The following is a 15,337-nucleotide window of genomic DNA, read 5'->3' on the forward strand; positions in this document are numbered from 1 at the left end:
ACGCAACTGGGATCGAATGTCGCCAGATTAGCATAAGTGCCAGGTTAGAATAAGTGTCTGGTTTTAGAGATTTTAAACCATCAAACTTTCTACTAATCAAACATAGGTTAATATAGACAAAATACGAGAATAGTGAGAGAACAATGAGCAACATCACTTTAAGGCAACTGAAAGTCTTTACCGCCATTACTCAACACAAGACGTTAACGGCATCAGCAGAGAAACTGTTCCTTTCCAAAGCCGCGGTCAGTTTGTCATTAGGTGAATTAGAAAAACAGCTCGGCCACGCTTTGTTTGACCGTGTTAATAATCGTTTGATCTTAAACCAAGAAGGCAAACGTTTATTACCCCTTGCCGATGAACTGTTACACCGCAGCGAAGACATCAGCAACTTATTTCAATCCAATCAAGCGCTCAATGGCCAGCTCAAAATTGGTGCCAGTGACACGATCGGCAATCAAGTTGTGCCTTATCTTCTGCGTGATTTTCGTCAAAACACCAATCACCATCAACAGAGCTTGTTCATTTCTAATACCAGTTTAATTTGTCAAAAACTGGCGGATTACGAACTCGATATCGGTCTGATTGAAGGCAAAATTCAGTCTGATAATTTGCTCATGCAACCTTGGAATCAAGATGAAATGTGTGTGATTTGTGCGCCGACGCACCCGCTCGCCAATCACGGACAAATCCGCGCGGGTGATTTGGAAAACAGCCAATGGCTATTGCGTGAAGCGGGATCGGGCAGCCGTGAATTTTTCCTACGCACCGTCGCCCCTCGTATTGAGATTTGGAATGAAGCCTTTCAACTCAATACCACTGAAGCCATCATCAATGCCACCGCTGCGAATCTAGGACTCGCTTGTTTATCACGCCTTGCGGCTCAATCCGCGATTTTAGATAAGCGCGTCGTGATGCTCGACATTCCACTCGATATGAAACGCCGCTTTTGGCTTCTGGTACATAAAGAAAAATACCAAAGCCCATTACTGAAAACCTTTATGTCATTTTGTAGTGATTGGAAAATGCTCGACTCGTTACAATCTAAGCCGTAAACACTGGACAACTCACGATAAGAACTGTATAAAAACCCAGTTAATTTATTGCAGATTTTATAGAGGGTAACCATGGCTGTAATCGTCAAGTACGTGGTGGAACGCAACGGAGAAGAAAAGATGACTTTTACTTCCAAGGCTGAAGCTGACGCTTATGACAAAATGTTGGATATGGCGGACGAGCTATTCACTTTGTTAGAAACAAGCAAACTGATTGAAAATGATGAGCAAAAAGAAGAGCTATCCATGTTCCTTGCTCAAAACAAAGATGAAGTGCTTTATGCGTTAGGGGCTAAACGTCGCCCTACTGAGAAAAAAGCGAAGAAAGCGGCACCAAAAGCGGTTGAAGAGTCTGACTCCGAAGAAGCGGCGTAATGACCAAAATTAAAGGCATTTAACCATCTTTAGCCTAACCTTGTAAAAACTGGAGAACCATCTTCAGTTTTTTTGTGTCCGCCACAAATTGTATACAATTATAAATACAAAATATTTACTCTCTGAATATTCGGTGCTATTAGTTATTTTATTTCTCATTAGTTCTCTACGAATATGAATCGCATTGATTACAGCCCATTAGGATTGTTCGGTTTTAGCCTCACCGCTATTTTGGTTAATTTGCATAGCCTTGGCCTTGTTCCTTCTAATGCCCTTCTCATTTCTATGGCGCTAATTTTTGGCGGTGCCACTCAACTCGTTGTCGGTCTGCTTGAATACAAACAGGGACGCAGTTTCTCCGGTATCACATTTTGCGCTTACGGACTTTACTGGTTGTCCTTTGTGGGAATCGCGCTCTTTCCCATACTTGGATTTCCAATTGCCGCCCCCGTCAGTGCGCTTGGGTGTTACTTCTTACTGTGGGCGATTTTCACCACGTTGATGACCATCATCGCGCAACGATTAAGTCACGTTGATTTCATTATTTTTCTTTCGCTCTCAATGCTTTATTACTTACTTGCTGTACAACAATTCTTGCCTATGCCAATTCTCAATACGTTTTCAAGCCTTATCGGCATTACCTGCGGCCTCAGTGCTTTTTATTTAGCGGTGGCAAAAATTCTTAATCACGAACTCGGCTATTCACTATTACCGATAGGAAAGCGTGTGAATGATTCATCACCTCAACTTAACCTTAAAGCGAGAACTTAAGCCTAGTTGGCGTATAAATTGTCTTGTTTCGACATTATTTTCACTTCAAACCTTTTCACTCAAGCAAGCAATCATTATGATTGAAACCATCTTTGATACTCACAGGGTAAATGGTTTGATTATTTGCCCCGCTAATTTTACATGGAGAGAATGTTTACATGGCTAATTTTGCACTTGCCTTTGGCACCGCAACCAAAAATCGTGATGGTAAAATCATCGAAGCCTTTTTCCCGCATCCTGTTTTGAACCCATCAGATAGCTTAGTGTCTGCTGTGGCTCAAGTTACTGGCTACTCTGAAGGCAACCAAGCCATCGAAATCGACGCAAAACTTGCTGGTGAATTAGCCACTGCATTTGCGGCAAACGCCGATGTCGCTAATGCCTCTTTCGCAGAAAAAGCAGCGCAATCTTCTCAACCGCTAGTGTTGGTTGTATTGGCGAGTGACGAACAACCAAGTTCGGTAGCGGAAGGTTTCCTTAAACTGCAATTAATCTCTCATCGTTTAGTGAAACCACACGGCATCGTATTAGATGGCATCTTTGGTTTGCTGCACAACATTGCCTGGACTAACCAAGGCCCGATCGATCTACCGGAATTAGCAGAGCGTCAAATCGAAGCGCGCTTAAATGGTGAAACGTTAACGGTCGATTGTGTTGATAAATTCCCGAAAATGGTGGATTACATTGTTCCAACGGGTGTTCGCATTGCAGACACTTCTCGCGTTCGTCTTGGTGCGCATGTGGGCGAAGGCACAACCGTGATGCATGAAGGTTTCATCAATTTCAACGCGGGCACAGCTGGTGTAAGCATGGTTGAAGGCCGTATTTCTGCTGGCGTTATGGTCGGCGAAGGTTCTGACATCGGTGGTGGTGCGTCTATCATGGGTACGCTTTCTGGTGGCGGTAAAGTCGTGATCTCTATTGGTGAGAACAGCCTACTTGGTGCTAACGCAGGTCTTGGCTTCCCAATGGGTGACCGTTGTACGGTTGAGTCAGGTCTTTACATCACAGCTGGCACCAAAGTCACTATGCTGGATTCTGCGGGTAAAGAAGTAGAAGTCGTGAAAGCGCGTGACCTTGCAGGTAAGCCAGATCTTCTATTCCGTCGCAATTCGGTAACAGGCAAGATTGAGTGCTTAACCAACAAATCAGCGGTTGAACTGAACAGCGAGTTGCACTCAAACAACTAATTATCTGCGTATTTGAGCTTACAACGTTGTTGACTGCATCCACTCGCACCAACCACATAGAAAAGCTTAAAACGCTTTAGGGTTATGGTAAGTAAAAAGCATCATAAGCTAACAAGATAAAAAAGCTGTACAGATTAACCTATTGAAATCCCGTCACTTTGTCGGGATTTTTTATATCTCTAATAAGGAAGATCTACTATGTTCTAAAAACTTTTGGATCATTATAGGCCAAATACTTTAAACGCTGCACATTAACACCCAATCTGTGATGCTTTTCCAATCAAGCTAAAATCGGGTACACTACCCGGATTGCTTACTTGCCAACAAGATTTATGACCTTATCTTCTCAAACCAATCACAACATTCAGACAACCGCGATCATCACTTCTTTACTGGATACCGACGCTTACAAACTTCACATGCAACAAGCGGTATTTCATCAATACCCAAATGTAGAAGTTGAAGCCGAGTTTCATTGTCGAAGTGAAGAAGATCTGCGCCCTTATTTTGAAGCGATTCAAGATCAGGTCGATTTACTTTGCCAACTGAATTTTCAAAAAGAAGAGTTGGCCTATTTAACCAGCCTACCCTTTTTCAAAACCGACTACATCGAGTACTTAGCGGGTTTTCAGTTCAAGAAAGACACCATTGAAATAAGAAACGATGGCGATCAATTGCAGATCACTTTACGCGGTAAATGGTTGGATGTGATTTTATGGGAAGTGCCATTGTTGGCGATCATCAGTGAAATTCGTGGCCAAGCTCGCTACCCACAAGCCACGGCAGAGCAAGCGAGTCAGCACCTTCATCGCAAGCTGGCTAAAGTGGATGCCTTATCATCAAAACTGGATATGTCTGCTTTCTCATTGATTGATTTTGGTACTCGTCGCCGTTTTTCGAAAGCAGTGCAAGAAAGTATTGTCGATAAGTTGATGGCACATTTCCCGCAATTTGATGGCACATCGAACTATTACCTAGCATTTAAAAAAGGCTTGAAACCCGTAGGCACGCAAGCTCATGAATGGTTTCAAGCGCATCAACAATTGTCTGGTGAACTGGCCGATTCACAACAATTGGCGCTGCATACTTGGCTCAAGGAATACCCAGATTCTCTCGGCATCGCACTGACCGACTGCATCAATATGGATGCGTTTTTGCGCGACTTCACCCCAGCCTTGGCCAACACTTTTGTCGGTTTACGTCATGACAGTGGTGACCCGATTGTGTGGGGCGAGAAAGCCATCGCGCACTACCAACAACTTGGAATCGACCCTCAAACAAAATTGCTGGTATTTTCAGACGGCTTATCACTCGAAAATGCCTTAGAGATATACCAACACTTTGCCCATCGCATTCAAACCAGTTTTGGCATCGGGACTAAATTAACCTGTGATATACCGGGCGTTGAGAGCCTCAATATCGTGTTAAAGCTCACTGCTTGCCAAGGCAAACCAGTTGCAAAAATTTCCGATGAACCTGGTAAAAGCATGTGTCGAGATGAAGATTATTTACGACAACTCAAACAAGCCTTTCATCTGGCGTCTTAACCTGTACAAACACATTAGATTTTGTGCATTCTCACAATTTATTAATGAAAGCCTGAACAAAAATACCGACTAGGTTAGTGTTATTAACCTCAGCTGCGGATAACTAGAAGTCACTCAATAACGCAGTTGAGGTTAATTAACATCACTTCTTAGTCGGTTTTTTATGTATTTAGATACTCAACTTGCGCAGCAAATTGTCGATCGCACCATGGCTATCATTGATACCAACATCAATGTGATGAACGATCGTGGCATCATTATCAGCAGTGGTGATCCTCAGCGAATTGGTCATCTGCACGATGGCGCTCTACTGGCTATTCAACATGGCGATACGGTTGAAATCACCGCACAAAGCAGTCAATCGCTCAAAGGCGTCAAACCCGGTATCAACCTACTACTAAAACATAATGACCAATTGATTGGCGTGGTTGGGATCACAGGTGATCCCGGCAGCATTCGTCACCTTGCACAATTAGTCAAAATGACGTCGGAAATGATCATCGAGCGCTCATTACTGATTGAGCAGCTGCAATGGGATAAAAGACATATCGAAGAGTTTTTATCCGGCTGGGTTAATAACGAATTAAGTGAGCAAGAGTTGCAAAGCTGGGCGCAGCGCCTTTCGATAGACATTCACCAGCCGCGAGTGGCCGTACTGATTGAATTGCAAGAGGACTCACCGAGCAAACAAATGGATCACCTGCGCCAAATTGTCGATATGCTGGAATACCCACAGCGTAACAATCTAGTGGCGGTTGTCGCGATGAATCAAATTTTGGTATTAAAACCTTGCCAGCACAAAAGCGATCGATGGGATCACGAAAAAGAAAGTCGCCGCATCGATCAGTTAATTGAAAACTTAGCTCACCAAGGCATTCGCAAGCTGCACATTGCACTCGGTGAATACTTCCCTTCCCCGACGGATATTCCCTTATCTTTCCAAAGTGCCAAACAAGTACTGGAACTCGGCAAGCAGCATTTACCGAAACAGATAAAATATTTATACCAAGATATGCGCATGGCGGTTTTGTTGTCACCATTACAAAAAAATTGGCAAGGTGCACAATTATCATCAGCCATCGCTCAGCTCAAACATCACGATAAAAATGGTCAACTTCTCAAAACACTACATCGCTTATTTGAGCACCAAGGCAATCTTACTGATTGTGCAAATAGCTTGTATATCCACAGAAATACGCTGCGCTATCGATTGAATAAAATCGAACAAATCACGCAGATTTCACCGCATAACTTCAACGGATTGGTTGAACTCTATATTGGATGTCAGATCACAAATTAGCCTCATTTTTGTACTTATGCACAAAATCGACGTTAATTTAATCAGAAAAATTTGGCGATATGGATAAGGTAATTAGGCACAAACTCATCAATACTATTGTTGCTATGAGTCCATAAAACAAATCGGGCACACCGATAGACTCATAGCAATAATAATTAAAACATGGAGTTACCCTACGATGAGTCTGATATTAATCCTACTGGCAGCCATTGCCTTTATTGTCATTGCGACAACTAAATTCAAAATCCACCCATTTCTTGCTTTACTGATTTCCGCGTTTATTGCCGCATTTGCTTACGGCTTACCAGCGGATTCTATTGCTAAAACCATAGCATCAGGCTTTGGTGGCATTCTAGGTTACATCGGCTTAGTGATTGTACTGGGTACCATCATTGGTGTGATCTTAGAAAAAAGCGGTGCCGCGATCACTATGGCCGATACTGTGATTAAGTGCCTTGGGCAAAAATTCCCAACATTAACTATGTCGATCATTGGATACCTGGTATCGATTCCTGTGTTCTGTGATTCTGGCTTTGTTATCTTAAACTCGCTCAAAGAATCACTCGCCAAACGGATGCAAACCTCAAGTGTGGCAATGAGTGTCGCCTTAGCAACCGGCTTATATGCCACTCACACCTTTGTGCCGCCAACGCCTGGTCCAATCGCAGCGGCAGGTAATCTAGGGTTAGAATCGAATCTAGGCCTAGTGATTGGTGTCGGTATTTTTGTTGCCGCGGTTGCTGCCATTGCGGGTATGTTATGGGCAAGCCGTTTTAGCCAAGTAGAACCAGACGGCATCACCGCAGACGATCAACTTGATGAAGTCAATCAAGACTGGCAGGCATTAAAAGCGTCTTACGGTAAGCTACCAAGTGCGGGGCAAGCCTTCGCGCCTATCTTAGTGCCGATTGTTTTGATCTGTTTGGCATCAATTGCGAACTTCCCTAGCCATCCATTTGGTACAGAAAGTCTACAAGCCGTTCTCTCCTTCTTAGGTCAGCCTTTAACCGCTTTATTTATTGGTTTGTTATTGGCGATTCGACTATTAAAATCCGATGACAAAATGACCGAGTTTAGCGAACGCATCAGTCAAGGTATTGTTGCCGCTGCACCTATTTTGCTGATTACCGGCGCAGGTGGTGCATTTGGTGCGGTACTTAAAGCCACACCATTAGGTGATTATTTAGGTACCACATTGTCTGGCCTTGGTGTCGGTATTTTTATGCCATTTATCGTGGCAGCCGCGCTCAAATCAGCACAAGGTTCATCAACTGTGGCACTCGTAACAACCTCCGCTCTAGTCGCACCATTATTAGCACAACTAGGCTTAGACTCAGAAATGGGTCGCGTACTTACCGTAATGGCCATTGGTGCTGGCGCAATGACGGTATCACACGCGAATGACAGCTTCTTCTGGGTGGTATCTCAGTTTAGCCGCATGAGTGTTGGGCTCGCATATCGCGCTCAAACAATGGCGACCTTAGTACAAGGCATCACCGCCATGATCATGGTGTACCTGCTAAGCTTAATTTTACTTTAACCCTAACCGAGGTCCTGTTATGAAAATCATTATTGCACCGGATTCCTTTAAGGAAAGTTTAACCGCAAAACAAGTCTGTCAGGCGATGGAAACTGGCCTCAAACGTGTTTGGCCGCAGGCGGAGTATGTGCATATTCCGTTGGCGGATGGCGGTGAAGGCACGGTGCAATCTTTGGTCGATGCCACTCAAGGCGACATTATTGAGCGCCAAGTAACAGGGCCTTTAGGGCAGTCCGTTGATGCGTTTTATGGCCGACTGGGTGGCAAGTTAAGTCATACGGCTGTGATTGAAATGGCAGCGGCCAGCGGTTTGCATCATGTGCCACCAGAAAAACGCGATCCGAAACAAACCACCAGCTACGGCACGGGTGAGTTAATTGCTCATGCGTTACAAGAAGGTGCGACTAAACTCATTATTGGCCTTGGGGGGAGTGCCACCAACGACGGTGGCATGGGGATGTTGGAAGCACTGGGGGTGAAATTTCTTGATAGTAATAGCCATGAAATTTCCGGCAACGGCATTGGCTTAACGCAAATTGAATCCATCATGACCCACGACATTAACCCGAAATTACAGCAATGTGACATCGTTATCGCTTGTGATGTCGATAACCCATTATGTGGTGAGCATGGGGCAACTGCGACGTTTGGCAAACAAAAAGGCGCGACCGAAGAAGACACCGTCATTTTAGATAACGCGCTGAGCCACTTTGCCGATTTAATGGATAGCCAACTTGGCAAACAGGTGAAAGATATCCCAGGCGCAGGTGCAGCAGGTGGACTTGGCGCTGCGTTTTTAGGATTTACCAACGCTAATTTAAAACCGGGCATTCAGATTGTGCTTGAAACCCTTTCGATTGACCAACACTTACAAGATGCCGATTTGGTCATCACTGGCGAAGGTCGAATTGATTGGCAAAGCGCGCACGGTAAAACGCCGGTTGGCATTGCCAAGGCCGCTAAAAAATTCGATTTACCCGTTATTGCACTGGCTGGTTGTGTCGGAGACAACTACCAAGCGGTTTATGACCACGGAATTGATGCCGTATTTGCCGCGATTCCAAGACCTTTTGACCTCGCGACCGCGTTTGCCGAAGCGGATATCAACATGGCGAACTTGGCAGAGAATGTGGCGAGAACGATAAAGTTAGGCATGAAAAATTAAACGGGGTTCGTTTCTCGGTATTCATTGTTCGAACCGCTCTCGTGCTTTTTCGATAAACGAGTAGTGCAGCCCCTAACCCGGAGCATTCCCTATCCAATAAATACGCCATTCCTGCCGAGCATTAGCGAGAGCAGGAATCTATTTACAGCGCGCTGAATATAGATCCCGGATAACTCGTCTCTCGTTTCCGAGATGACCAGCCAGAATGCAGTCATTTCCGCTAATCTTTTCCGAGAAACGAGCAGCGCAGCGACCGATAATCGAGTAACGAGAACCTTCGTCATCCTACTGTCATAAACTATAGCCAATATACCCTAACCTTTTCGTTATCATTTTGACGTCATGCTCGAACTGTTCAAAATCTTCTTTGTCCTCGGCTGGGTTAGCTTTGGTGGCCCTGCTGCGCATATCGGCTACTTCCGCAAAACCTTTGTTGAAAAACTCAATTGGATGAGCGAAGCGCAATACGCTCAATTAATTGCATTAAGTCAATGTTTACCCGGCCCCGGCTCAAGCCAAATTGGGTTTGCCATTGGTTATCAAAGGTACGGCTTGATTGGTGGCTTTATCGCTTTTTTAGGCTTTACTCTGCCATCTATCCTATTGATGATCATTCTGGCTTCTGTCAGCCAAAATCTGTTCAGTACCACATGGATGCAAGGCATCATTTATGGTTTAAAATTGTTGGCAGTGGTCGTGGTTTGTGATGCAACTTTGACCATGTTTAAGCAATTTTGCCAATCCAGATTGCACCGTGTGCTTTGCGTGATGACCGCTTGCGTTTGTTTATTATGGCCCTCGGCAATCAGCCAGATCCTTTGCCTCATGATTGCCGCCCTGTTATGCCGAATCCTGCACTCGCAAAGCCTAATGCACTCACAAAGTCCAGCACACTCACAAACTCCACAAAGTTCATCAGACGCTTCATCGACCACAATCAATACTGCGCCCTTTTCACTCACAGCAAAAACAGCGGTTATCCTTTTTAGCATTCTATTTATATTGGTGCTGTTTGTTCCGCAGTCCAATGGAATCATCGGCATCTTCAAAGACTTCTACTTAACGGGTAGCCTAGTGTTTGGTGGTGGACATGTGGTTCTGCCGCTATTGCAATCCAGCATAGGCCAACAGTTATCGAGCGACACTTTTCTCACCGGTTATGCAGCAGCGCAAGCCATGCCTGGGCCAATGTTTACCTTTGCCACTTTTTTGGGCTACGCACTTCTGCCGAACAGCCCAATAATTGGGGCATTAGTAGCAACCATCGCGATCTTCTTACCAGGATTTTTATTAGTGATAGGCTTTATTCATCAATGGCAGAGTTTGATGCAAAAACCGTCCGTCATGCCAATGGTCTCGGCGGTGAATGCAGCGGTAGTCGGTTTACTACTGGCTGCGCTTTATCAACCCATTTTTATCAGCGCCGTCCACTACAATGTTGATTTTGTCGCGGTATTGCTCGGCTTACTGATCATCAGGAATTTTCGCCTACCCATTGTCGGTCTAGTGGCTTTATTTGCGTTATTGGGCGTTCTAATGTCGTTTTGAATTATTAAATTCCCTGTAGACAAATCTGCTTACAATCGAATGGATGCCTTAGCTCACACAATTAAACTGGTTGGACCTTAGTCGTATTGTGGTCTACCCCACACTTGCCTAATAGTGTTAATAAATTGTTATTCAAAACAAATTAAGGCGAGATTATGACGGAATTAAATCTAAAACCGACCAACGATTCGGCCACGGCTAATGCCCCCTATCCGCACCAGATGATTTTAAAGTGGGCTGAAGAGCGCCCGAATGAGGTGTATCTTACTCAGCCAATCAACCGCCAAATCAAGTCGTTCACTTTTTTTGAAGTGGCAGATCAAGCATTGCGATTGGTTTCGGCTTTACGTAGCTTAGGCTTACAACCAAAAGATAAAGTCGCGCTCCTCTCCAAAAACTGCGCCGAGTGGTTTATTTGCGATTTGGCGATGATGCTCGGTGACTACATCAGCGTGCCTATTTTCCCAACCGCAGGCAGCGACACCGTTGAGCATTGTGTGGTACACAGTGAAGCGAAAGCCATCATTGTGGGTAAATTAGATGACAATGCCGCCGCAGAAGAAGTGCTAGCCAAACATAGCCAGCTCATTTCAATTGCCTTACCTTACGCCAAAGTCCCTGAGTGTCAGCATCAATACGCAGAATTAGTCTCTAGCCATCCACCAAGCGAAGAGCGCCCAGAGCACAACGACAATACCCTGATGTCGCTGGTGTATACCTCTGGCACGTCTGGCTTACCAAAAGGCGCAATGCTGACTTATGGCGCATTTGCTTGGAGTTCAGCAAGAATTGTTGAGCATATTGGTTTACAAGAAGAAGATCGCTTATTTTCTTATCTACCTTTAGCGCACATAACCGAACGTGTATATATACTCGGCACCTCCATCATTGGCGGTGTACCAACCAGTTTTGCTGAAAGCTTAGATACCTTTATCGACGATGTGAAAGCCCACCAACCGACTTTGTTTATCTCTGTGCCGCGTCTATGGACCCTATTCCAGCAACGCATCTTAGATAAAATTCCGCAACGTAAGCTCAATATTTTGCTCTCGATCCCTTTTATTAGTGGTATTGTGAAGAAAAAAATCATCTCAGGCCTTGGCTTAGATAAAGCGCGCGTTTTAGGCTGTGGCTCTGCACCTATTTCACCTTCATTACTACGTTGGTATCACAGCGTTGGTATGAACATTACTGAAGCTTGGGGCATGACAGAAACCTTCGCCTACAGCACGATCAATTACCCATTCCGGCAAGATAAAATCGGCACCGTTGGTAACGCGGGGCCGGGTATTGAGTTAAAAATTGCTGAAGACCAAGAAATTATGGTGCGTAGCCAAGGTATGTTCTCTGGTTACTACAAGAACGATGAAGCCACTCAAGAGTCCTTTGACTCCGAGGGCTGGCTACATACTGGCGATATTGGTAGCTTGGATGATGAGGGCTATCTATCGATTGAAGGGCGTAAGAAAGACTCCTTTAAAACCGCCAAAGGTAAGTTTGTTTCCCCGGTGCCAATTGAGAAAAAGATCTTTGAATATTCACGCGTTGAGATGATGTGTTTGATTGGTCTGGGTTTACCTGCACCGATTTTATTGGTGGTGCCACATCAATTTAAGAATTTTGATCGCGCACGCTATGAAAGAAAAACGGTCAAAATCATCAATCAAATCAATGCCGATTTAGAATCACATGAAAAAATCAAAGGCGTGTTGATGATCAAAGAACCGTGGAGCATTGAAAACGGCATCCTCACCCCGACCCTAAAAATCAAACGTCATGTACTGGAGAAAAAATACCACGATACTGGTGCTAACTGGCCAAAAGATCAGTTAGTGGTTTGGGAGGAGTAAGAGCCGCATAGAGTCAATTCTAGCCCCCTTAGGCTCATCGATATTTTTCATCGTTGAGCCTTATTTTTATCTTCTGCAAAGTTATTCCGCTATACTCAGCACAAATTCTTTTTGATTAGGTATCTCATGAGCCAGGCCAATAACCCGCTACACGGTATTACACTCGAAAAACTTCTCACTGAACTGGTTGAACATTATGGTTGGGAAAAGCTCAGCCAGATGGTGAACATCAACTGTTTTAAGAGTGATCCAAGCATTAAATCTAGCCTAAAATTTTTGCGTAAAACTGAGTGGGCAAGAACCAAGGTTGAGAAGATTTATATTGATTTGAAAAAGTAAGCGCTGTTGCGAGTTGCGAGTTGCGAGTTGCGAGTTGCGAGTTGCGAGAAAAGTTTAAAATGAGCGCGACTTATGTTAATAATATTTCTACATTTTTAACCGACATTCCCTTTAGGAGATCCTGAACTGCGCTCCTACGTCGCTTTTCAGGATGACGAGTTTTGTTATTTCCGTGCTTTGCTTTTCGGCTCTCGAGCAAAGCAGCTTCGCCTCCCGAATCGGCTTTTCCTAGATAATAAAAGCTAGTAACCGGTTTTCGAATCACGAGCAGTGAAACGCCCGAGCACCGAACACGATATCACTAGATCCCTGATAGCTCCTTCATCGCCTCAAGGATGACGCATTTTATTATTTCTGTGCTCTGCTTTTCGGCTCTCGAGCAAAGCGTCCTCGAACCCCGAACCCGCTTTTCGAGTCACGAGCAGTGAAACGCCCGAAAACCGAGACTCAAATCCTATTTTCCTGAGCACTTCTACTGTCTTAAAAAATAAAAAAACCCGCTATCGCTAGCGGGTTTTTATCAAGCTTTTAATCAGCTAAGAAGAATTACTTCTTGTCAGCTTCTTTACGAGCTTTAACGTCAGCAATTACTTGCTCTGCAACGTTCATTGGACATGGTGCGTAGTGTGCGAACTCCATAGAGAACTGACCACGACCAGAAGTCATTGTACGTAGAGAACCGATGTAACCGAACATTTCAGAAAGCGGTACGTCAGCCTTGATGCGAACGCCTGTAACGCCAGCTTCTTGGTCTTTGATCATACCACGACGACGGTTAAGGTCACCGATTACGTCACCAACGTGATCTTCTGGAGTGAATACGTCAACTTTCATGATTGGTTCAAGAAGTTGAGCGCCTGCTTTAGGCATAGATTGACGGAATGCACCTTTCGCTGCGATTTCAAATGCTACTGCAGATGAGTCAACTGCGTGGAAGCCACCGTCGAATAGTTCAACTTCAACATCTAGTACTGGGAAGCCAGCTAGAACACCGTTATCCATCATGCCAGCAAAACCTTTTTCGATTGCAGGCCAGAATTCTTTAGGTACGTTACCACCAACAACGGTTGATGTGAACTTGAAGCCAGAACCAACTTCACCAGGCTTGATACGATAATCGATCTTACCGAACTGACCAGAACCACCAGACTGTTTCTTGTGTGTGTAGCTATCTTCAACTTGTTGAGTAATAGTTTCACGGTAAGCAACTTGTGGTTGACCAACGATTAGGTCTACACCGTAAGTACGCTTCAAGATGTCCACTTTGATGTCTAGGTGAAGCTCACCCATACCTTTAAGGATGGTTTCGCCAGTTTCTTCATCAGTTTCAACTTGGAAAGATGGATCTTCTGCAACCATTTTACCAATCGCGATACCCATTTTCTCAGAACCGCCTTTATCTTTAGGCTGTACAGCAATCGAGATTACTGGCGTTGGGAATACCATTGGTTCTAGAGTTACAGGAGTCTTAGGATCACATAGAGTGTGACCAGTTTGAACGTTCTTCATACCAACGATAGCGATGATGTCACCCGCTTGTGCGTAAGTCAGTTCTTTACGATCGTTTGCTTGCATCTCAACCATACGGCCAACACGCTCAGTTTTACCAGTGAACGAGTTCAGGATGGTGTCACCTTTGTTCAGTTTACCAGAGTAAATACGAACGAAAGTTAGTGCACCGAAGCGGTCATCCATGATTTTGAATGCTAGCGCTTTGAAAGATTCGTCAGCAGAAACGATAGCGTGTTCGCCAGTTTCGTTGCCTTCTTCGTCCATTAGAGGTTGAGGATCAACTTCAGTTGGAGAAGGTAGGTAATCAACAACAGCATCAAGTACTAGTTGCATACCTTTGTTTTTAAACGCTGAACCACAGTATGTTGGGAAGAACGCTAGGTCACGAGTACCTTTACGGATACATGCTTTCACTTGCTCGATTGAAGGCTCTTCACCTTCCATGTATGCCATCATTAGTTCGTCGTCTTGCTCAACAGCTGTTTCGATTAGCTCTTCACGGTATTGTTCAACATCGTCAACCATGTCTGCTGGAATTTCTTCAATTGAGTAGTTCTCAGGCTGACCAGTTTCGTCCCAGATGTAAGCTTTACGCTCAAGAACGTCAACTACGCCTTTAAACTCATCTTCGATACCGATTGGTAGAGTCATGATTAAAGGTGTTGCGCCTAGTACTTTACGTACTTGGTCAGTAACGCGGTAGAAATCTGCACCCATACGGTCCAGTTTGTTTACGAAAATGATACGTGCAACTTCAGATTCGTTCGCGTAACGCCAGTTAGTTTCTGATTGTGGTTCAACACCACCAGAACCACAGAATACACCGATACCACCATCAAGAACTTTAAGAGAACGATATACTTCTACTGTAAAGTCAACGTGTCCCGGGGTGTCGATAACGTTGAAACGGTGGTCTTTCCAGAAACAACTTACCGCTGCCGATTGGATTGTAATACCACGCTCAGCTTCCTGCTCCATAAAGTCAGTTGTTGATTCGCCATCGTGCGTCTCACCACTTTTATGGATAGTACCTGTTAGCTTAAGGATACGTTCAGTCGTGGTCGTTTTACCCGCATCAACGTGGGCAAAAATACCAATGTTTCTGTATTTTGATAAGTCAGTCATTGTCTTACTCTATTAATAGG

The 15,337-nt window shown here is 44.5% G+C and carries 12 protein-coding genes; 11 read left to right on the plus strand and 1 reads right to left on the minus strand.

All coding sequences use genetic code 11. The features are described 5' to 3' along the window. Nucleotides 1-143: 143 nt before the first annotated feature. From Vgang_RS08945 to Vgang_RS08995, 11 genes are all read left to right on the plus strand, one after another. A complete protein-coding gene (locus tag Vgang_RS08945) occupies nt 144-1,055 on the plus strand; it encodes a LysR family transcriptional regulator (protein ID WP_105903225.1) in 912 nt (303 codons plus the stop codon). A 72-nt stretch (nt 1,056-1,127) separates the two neighbouring features. After that, complete coding sequence (locus Vgang_RS08950; RefSeq protein WP_105903226.1) at nt 1,128-1,430, plus strand: YebG family protein; 303 nt, start codon at nt 1,128-1,130, stop codon at nt 1,428-1,430. Nucleotides 1,431-1,604: 174 nt separating this feature from the next. After that, nucleotides 1,605-2,201, plus strand: coding sequence for an acetate uptake transporter (locus tag Vgang_RS08955; protein ID WP_105903227.1), 597 nt, complete (start codon nt 1,605-1,607; stop codon nt 2,199-2,201). A 158-nt stretch (nt 2,202-2,359) separates the two neighbouring features. Then, the gene (gene dapD, locus Vgang_RS08960; protein ID WP_105903228.1) at nt 2,360-3,391 is read left to right on the plus strand and encodes a 2,3,4,5-tetrahydropyridine-2,6-dicarboxylate N-succinyltransferase; all 1,032 of its coding nucleotides are present in this window, start codon (nt 2,360-2,362) and stop codon (nt 3,389-3,391) included. A gap of 332 nt (nt 3,392-3,723) precedes the next feature. Beyond that, nucleotides 3,724-4,938 (plus strand): nicotinate phosphoribosyltransferase, encoded by a 1,215-nt coding sequence (gene pncB, locus Vgang_RS08965; RefSeq protein ID WP_105903229.1) that lies wholly within the window; start codon nt 3,724-3,726, stop codon nt 4,936-4,938. Between the two features lie 163 nt (nt 4,939-5,101). Continuing rightward, nucleotides 5,102-6,238 (plus strand): sugar diacid recognition domain-containing protein, encoded by a 1,137-nt coding sequence (locus Vgang_RS08970; protein ID WP_105903230.1) that lies wholly within the window; start codon nt 5,102-5,104, stop codon nt 6,236-6,238. 178 nt (nt 6,239-6,416) lie between these two features. After that, nucleotides 6,417-7,778: a GntP family permease gene (locus tag Vgang_RS08975; RefSeq protein ID WP_105903231.1), complete on the plus strand. Its 1,362-nt coding sequence runs from the start codon at nt 6,417-6,419 to the stop codon at nt 7,776-7,778. A gap of 19 nt (nt 7,779-7,797) precedes the next feature. After that, nucleotides 7,798-8,943 carry a glycerate kinase gene (locus Vgang_RS08980; RefSeq protein WP_105903232.1) on the plus strand — a complete coding sequence of 382 codons (1,146 nt, stop codon included), beginning with the start codon at nt 7,798-7,800 and terminating at the stop codon, nt 8,941-8,943. Nucleotides 8,944-9,285: 342 nt separating this feature from the next. After that, a complete protein-coding gene (gene chrA / locus Vgang_RS08985) occupies nt 9,286-10,491 on the plus strand; it encodes a chromate efflux transporter (RefSeq protein WP_105903234.1) in 1,206 nt (401 codons plus the stop codon). A 155-nt stretch (nt 10,492-10,646) separates the two neighbouring features. Next, nucleotides 10,647-12,341 (plus strand): AMP-binding protein, encoded by a 1,695-nt coding sequence (locus Vgang_RS08990; protein ID WP_105903235.1) that lies wholly within the window; start codon nt 10,647-10,649, stop codon nt 12,339-12,341. Between the two features lie 126 nt (nt 12,342-12,467). After that, complete coding sequence (locus Vgang_RS08995) at nt 12,468-12,680, plus strand: VF530 family protein (RefSeq protein ID WP_105903236.1); 213 nt, start codon at nt 12,468-12,470, stop codon at nt 12,678-12,680. A gap of 546 nt (nt 12,681-13,226) precedes the next feature. On the opposite strand, the gene fusA is transcribed toward Vgang_RS08995, so the two are convergent. Then, nucleotides 13,227-15,317 carry an elongation factor G gene (fusA, locus tag Vgang_RS09000; RefSeq protein WP_105903237.1) on the minus strand — a complete coding sequence of 697 codons (2,091 nt, stop codon included), beginning with the start codon at nt 15,315-15,317 and terminating at the stop codon, nt 13,227-13,229. Nucleotides 15,318-15,337: the final 20 nt, after the last annotated feature.

Origin of the sequence: Vibrio gangliei (assembly GCF_026001925.1) — a bacterium.
Lineage (GTDB): Bacteria > Pseudomonadota > Gammaproteobacteria > Enterobacterales > Vibrionaceae > Vibrio > Vibrio gangliei.

What these genes read in the sequence shown, in the direction of transcription:
- Vgang_RS08995 (WP_105903236.1), top strand. Translation starts at nt 12,468, where the DNA reads ATGAGCCAGGCCAATAACCCGCTACACGGTATTACACTCGAAAAACTT.
- pncB (WP_105903229.1), top strand. Translation starts at nt 3,724, where the DNA reads ATGACCTTATCTTCTCAAACCAATCACAACATTCAGACAACCGCGATC.
- Vgang_RS08955 (WP_105903227.1), top strand. Translation starts at nt 1,605, where the DNA reads ATGAATCGCATTGATTACAGCCCATTAGGATTGTTCGGTTTTAGCCTC.
- dapD (WP_105903228.1), top strand. Translation starts at nt 2,360, where the DNA reads ATGGCTAATTTTGCACTTGCCTTTGGCACCGCAACCAAAAATCGTGAT.
- fusA (WP_105903237.1), bottom strand. Translation starts at nt 15,317, where the DNA reads ATGACTGACTTATCAAAATACAGAAACATTGGTATTTTTGCCCACGTT.
- Vgang_RS08970 (WP_105903230.1), top strand. Translation starts at nt 5,102, where the DNA reads ATGTATTTAGATACTCAACTTGCGCAGCAAATTGTCGATCGCACCATG.
- Vgang_RS08975 (WP_105903231.1), top strand. Translation starts at nt 6,417, where the DNA reads ATGAGTCTGATATTAATCCTACTGGCAGCCATTGCCTTTATTGTCATT.
- Vgang_RS08945 (WP_105903225.1), top strand. Translation starts at nt 144, where the DNA reads ATGAGCAACATCACTTTAAGGCAACTGAAAGTCTTTACCGCCATTACT.
- chrA (WP_105903234.1), top strand. Translation starts at nt 9,286, where the DNA reads ATGCTCGAACTGTTCAAAATCTTCTTTGTCCTCGGCTGGGTTAGCTTT.
- Vgang_RS08950 (WP_105903226.1), top strand. Translation starts at nt 1,128, where the DNA reads ATGGCTGTAATCGTCAAGTACGTGGTGGAACGCAACGGAGAAGAAAAG.
- Vgang_RS08990 (WP_105903235.1), top strand. Translation starts at nt 10,647, where the DNA reads ATGACGGAATTAAATCTAAAACCGACCAACGATTCGGCCACGGCTAAT.
- Vgang_RS08980 (WP_105903232.1), top strand. Translation starts at nt 7,798, where the DNA reads ATGAAAATCATTATTGCACCGGATTCCTTTAAGGAAAGTTTAACCGCA.